Source organism: Methylobacterium crusticola, assembly GCF_003574465.1.
GTDB classification, from domain to species: domain Bacteria; phylum Pseudomonadota; class Alphaproteobacteria; order Rhizobiales; family Beijerinckiaceae; genus Methylobacterium; species Methylobacterium crusticola.
In genome coordinates this window covers 1-346 of record NZ_QOWC01000546.1, presented here as the reverse complement: position 1 = coordinate 346, position 346 = coordinate 1, and the positions used below count along the sequence as shown (strand labels likewise).

1 protein-coding gene is annotated in these 346 nt (G+C 52.6%); it reads right to left on the bottom strand.

Annotated features, from left to right (window positions below; all coding sequences use genetic code 11):
• A partial coding sequence (locus DT057_RS35280) for a tyrosine-type recombinase/integrase (protein WP_244937438.1) occupies positions 1 to 321 on the bottom strand: 321 nt, incomplete at its 3' end.
• Positions 322 to 346 lie beyond the last annotated feature (25 nt).

Sequence of the window (346 nt, the reverse complement as noted above, 5' to 3'; positions counted from 1 at the left end):
ACGGCAGTTATGCAAACGACAACGCTCTACGCCGGCTGCCTTAAGGATGCGATGCCACGCCTTGGTCGGATTGTTGAGAGGCTTCATCGGATTTTTACCGAAGAAAATCCACGGCGAATCTGCGGCTCTTGGAACGCTCTTGAAGACTTCCATGGCAGCATCGTTCAGCACCACATGGCGCGAGCGCCCGCTCTTTGTATGCGGTAGATATAGCGAACGCTTCTCCAGGTCCAGATGCTCATGTCGGCTTTGCAGGATCTCTTCACGGCGAAGACCGGTCAAAATTAACGCGCTAATTGCATGACCAGCTACGACGTTCATGTCCAACGGAGCAACTGCTAAAATT